Below are 646 nucleotides of genomic sequence, written 5' to 3'. Positions count from 1 at the left end.
GTGCGCCATCGGCTCACGGATCGGGCGACCGCCGAGCAGAACGACCTCCAGGTCGGGCGTGTTCGAGTCCTGGGACTCGTCCGCCCGTACCGTCAGTGAACCGCCCGCGCCGAAGACCGCCGTCTGGCCCGTGCGGAACGGCCGCCGGTCGGTGCCCGCCGAGCCGCNNGCCGCCGTCGGGCGAGGTCAGGAGCTGGACCTGACCGCCGCGGATGTCCTGGTACCTGGGATCCATCATCTTGTCGGACGCGGGCAGGTTCACCCACAGCTGGAGCCCGTGGAAGAGCCCGCCGGACATCACCAGCGACTCCGGCGGAGCCTCGATGTGCAGCAGTCCCGAGCCCGCCGTCATCCACTGGGTGTCACCGTTCTGGATGGTCCCGCCGCCACCGTTGCTGTCCTGGTGGATGAAGGTCCCGTCGATCAGGTACGTCACGGTCTCGAAGCCGCGGTGCGGGTGCCACGGCGTGCCCTTGGGCTCGCCCGGCGCGTAATCCACCTCACCCATCTGGTCCATCATGATGAACGGGTCGAGGTGCTGGTAGTTGATCCCCGCGAACGCGCGCCGTACCGGGAAGCCCTCGCCCTCGAACCCGCTGGGCGCGGTCGTGACGGCGAGTACGGGACGGGCCACGGCGTCGGCCGG

The 646-nt window shown here is 70.3% G+C and carries 1 protein-coding gene and 1 pseudogene; both read right to left on the bottom strand.

The genetic code is table 11. The features are described from left to right. Positions 1-167 (bottom strand): annotated as a pseudogene (locus tag BFF77_RS37360) (pirin family protein); the annotation flags it as partial. A 2-nt stretch (positions 168-169) separates the two neighbouring features. After that, positions 170-646, bottom strand: a 477-nt coding sequence (locus tag BFF77_RS30660) for a pirin family protein (protein WP_245703874.1), incomplete at both ends; no start/stop codon positions are given.

It is taken from the genome of Streptomyces lushanensis, from assembly GCF_001700515.1.
Taxonomy (GTDB): Bacteria; Actinomycetota; Actinomycetes; order Streptomycetales; family Streptomycetaceae; genus Streptomyces; species Streptomyces lushanensis.
The sequence above is the reverse complement of the archived record's forward strand: the minus strand, read 5'-3'. Positions and strand labels throughout refer to the sequence as shown.